Annotated in this window: 2 protein-coding genes; both read left to right on the top strand. The window is 59.7% G+C overall.

What is annotated here, in order from left to right; translation table 11 throughout:
- Nucleotides 1-485 precede the first annotated feature (485 nt).
- Nucleotides 486-1001, top strand: a complete 516-nt coding sequence (locus NKI70_RS33650) for a hypothetical protein (RefSeq protein WP_352726417.1) — start codon at nt 486-488, stop codon at nt 999-1001.
- 29 nt (nt 1002-1030) lie between these two features.
- A complete protein-coding gene (locus tag NKI70_RS33645; protein ID WP_352726414.1) occupies nt 1031-3394 on the top strand; it encodes a hypothetical protein in 2364 nt (787 codons plus the stop codon).
- Nucleotides 3395-3632: the final 238 nt, after the last annotated feature.

Below are 3632 nucleotides of genomic sequence, written 5' to 3'. Positions count from 1 at the left end.
CTCGTTGAAACGATCGAGGCAACCGAATGCAACAACTACTTCGCAAACGCCGGCTACGCTTCCATCAAAACGTGAAAGGCTCTAGCACGTGAACTTTTCAGAAAGCTGGACAAGCCACCACAAAAACCAGAAAAGCATCACCCCATAGGGTGACGACAGAATGATTTCCGTATCCCATAATTCCAATCACCCTTCTCGAGGAAATCGACCAAACGATTTGGTCGAGCAGGATTACCGATAGATCAAGTCCGCTCTTTAACCGATAGGTTTGTATCGGGAGTATTTAAATCGGTCTGCTACACTTTCCATACACGTGGAGCTCGGGAGCGCCGATTTTATTACGGAGAGCTACGGACAGATGGTGCGGTCCGGATATGTCCACAATGGGATGATGGAGTTCGACATGGGAAAGGTTTGCAAGGGCGGCGGCCATGACGGCGCGAGCATCTACACTGATGCTCAAGCGCAAGAATGTGTAAGCAACGATGGCCATCTCGTCGATGAAGGGTGCGGTATCGGAGCGGCCGCGAATTTTGTCTCGCCGGGAGCGGTCATCGGTGGGCCAGTCCGAGTCGACGATGGAAAGCCTCAATCAACTTTCGCTCTTCCCCTTCCGGATGGTCAGGCTGGCCTTCCCGGCGAGTTCACTCGTGGTCGGCATCGACAGACTGAGCCGCGAACTTTCGGAGCGTGTCGGCGACCCTGGCGCTGCGAACGACCAAACACGAGAACGAATGCACCGCTTGGTGGTGGAGGGCGCTGGAACGGTAGCCTTGCTACTCCAGAGTGAGGCCGGGGACTCGGCGGCGGGCAAAATGACAATTCCGGCCAGGCTCGTCGAGGAAGTGGTGAGCCTCGCCAAGGAATTGGCCGACGAGACCAAGGATGGCAAGCTTGCCGCGCAAGTCGCGTTGATCGTCGGTCTGGCCAATGGCCTTGCGGGCTACCCGATCTCAAAGCTCGCTACGATGCTGCGGGCCGATTCCGCGGGAGCCGCCTGATACGAACCGTGTGAAGAAGGGACGTTGCAATGGCACTTGTAGAGGTGGCGCTCAAAAAGCCGCAGTTTGGCGCGTTACTCAAGCTGATCGTGACGGCGGCGCCAATCCCCGTTCCGACCTTCCTGGCACTCGGCTCAGACCGCCTCGTGTCCGATATGCAATGGGGCGACGTTGCTCTCGCAAATACTTTGGCGGGCGTTATTGCACCGCCGGGCATGCTTCTGGCACAGGCGCCAGTCACCGTCTGGCATGTCAGCATCGCCGAACTCAGGGCGAACCCGGGCGCGCTTGGCTCGTCCACCCCGGCGACAGCCTGGCTCCTTGTGTCAGCAGAGCCCGGACGCGTCAGGGTCGATCTGGCAGGCATTGCCTTCCCGAACCGAGCGCCCGACATTTACCCGGCGCCGGTACCCTTGGGCATCACCGCACTATCCTTGCCTTCCCAGGTCAAGGTGGTGGGCGCCGCGCTGGTCTCGGGCGACCAGTGCATCATGACCCGCTTCGGAACTCGGCTGGCCGACAATTTACTTTCGGTCGTCGCCGACCCGCCCATGGAGGGTGGGAACTGGCGGATCCGGGTATCCGGTGAATTCTTCGCTGATTTTGTCCGCGACGCGCTGAACAGCGGCGTAGCGAAATCCCCCGGCGGCACTTTGATCGAGGAACCGCCCAGTGCTGCATGGGCATACATTCCCTTTGTCGAGCGGTGGGGCGTCGTCGGCGGCGTCGGGCTGGAAAAAGTCGATGCCTGCCCCGGCCTGTTCGGGGACGTCGACATATCTGTCAATGTCGGCGCGGTCCTGTTGCTTGATCCTAGCGCCTCCGACGGCACGCTCGGCCTCAACTTGCGGATCAGCACTGACGCCTCGGACTGGGATTCATTTCGATGCTGGGCCGGTAGTGGCGGGCTCGGCGGCGTTGTTCTGGCTGCCTTGATTCATCCGTTCGTTGGCATTGGCGTGGCGATCGGTTCAGGGATCGCGGTCGGAGAGATCATACGACTTGGCGCCGGCGATGCGCTCGACGATGTCAGCGTTGGAAACGAGATGAAGCAGGTTTCCGGAGATGACACCTCGGTGACCTTCGAAGGAAAGGTAGACCTGCCGGCGCTGCCTCAAACCGTCCTTACCGCGGATGCAGGCCCGGAGGGGCTAGTCGTGACCGGCACGATTCTGCTCGCCTCGGCCAGTCATACGCGATCATTCACGCCCAACGGAGGCACGCTTGGCGGCGTCTGGCACGGTCACTTCAGTTGCAAGGAGAATCGCTGGCGACAGGATTTCGTGATTCCCAGCATTCGCATTGCGGACGGCGCTAATGTTCTGGGGAAGGCACTGCCCACCGTCCCCGTCCGTGTTTTCCATACCAGCGCAGTGGAACCAGTGGGCCAATGGGCGCTCGACGTGCTAACTACGATCGAGCCCGTTCAGTATGTCGAGATGAAGGCGATCGCTCCCGTTCCCGGCAACAGCGGCAGGCTCTATTTGCATACTAGCGCCGGCATCCGCCGTTTCGAAGTTGCGCCGCTGCCGACCGCGCCCGCGATACCCAACGACCTCACCTTGTCCGTCGAGCGAGTGAATTGCCGTCTCTTCACTGAAGTGTTTTCGGAGCTAACCAAACTGCACTGGCTGGTGGACCCGCCTGAGCTCGACCGTGGGATGCCTATCATCCGTCAATGGCTGCTGACATTCGAGCGCGTCGCCGTTGGCTCAACCATCGTCGTCCACCCTCGAGGGCCAGAAGGCATGATCGCTGCCGGACGAAGGATTGACGCGCCGGAGAGCGGAGAGGTTGCCCTCGAATATCTGACCGCAGCGGATACCGAGCTCGATCTCGAGATGCGCCTGTCGGAGGGCAGCACCGGTGTCCGCTTGATGCAGCGGTGGCTGCAGCCAACCAAGATGGTCGATCTGGGCGCGCCCGCAATCGCGCTGGCCCGGAATGGCTCTACAATCCTGGCGCTAAACGGCGAGCGACTGATCCAAATCGATCGAGAGTCCAACCAAATGATCACGCTGCCGTCGCGGCAACACGGCCTGTTTGTCAGCGGCGGAAGGACGCTACTTTGGGGGCAGGACGGCATCGAAGAGGTGGAAGGCAATTATTTGCGCCAAGTTTCCGCATATCCAATCAAAGCGGCTATCAATAGTCATCAGGTGGACTCTATTCTCGCAGGCAACTCTGAGATGGTGGAGCTAGACGGTCGCGCCCGTGCGCAATACGAACCGGCAATGCAATCTCGACACCTTGTACCTCCGTTCAGTATTCGACTATCTAGCACCCAAATCGTCGCGGCATGGCGAGATCAACTTGTGTTCGCAACGCCATTGCTGGCAGATATCCGAACGGACCGTATCGACGCTGAGATGCCCACTACTCGCGGCAAATAATGGGTGCTGGGCTCATACGTCACGCGCACACGTGAAAGTCGGCTTTGGGGCGTGGTTTCGGTACGCAAATGTCCGGAATGGGTCAGATCGCGTCATGCGACGCTCGCAACTGAACGACCGCCAAAAGGGTCGAACTCGGTCGTTCAGAGCGATTTGGATGGTTTTGGCGGCGAGAGCAGCCGGCCATGAGGAGATCCCGAACTTTGAACGAAGTTGTCGGCCGGGCGCGCCTGATACG

The sequence above is a fragment of the Mesorhizobium sp. M0500 genome (genome assembly GCF_040321165.1).
In the GTDB taxonomy this organism is placed as follows: domain Bacteria; phylum Pseudomonadota; class Alphaproteobacteria; order Rhizobiales; family Rhizobiaceae; genus Mesorhizobium.
This window is presented reverse-complemented; position numbering and strand designations above follow the sequence as displayed.

What these genes read in the sequence shown, in the direction of transcription:
- NKI70_RS33650 (WP_352726417.1), top strand. Translation starts at nt 486, where the DNA reads ATGGCCATCTCGTCGATGAAGGGTGCGGTATCGGAGCGGCCGCGAATT.
- NKI70_RS33645 (WP_352726414.1), top strand. Translation starts at nt 1,031, where the DNA reads ATGGCACTTGTAGAGGTGGCGCTCAAAAAGCCGCAGTTTGGCGCGTTA.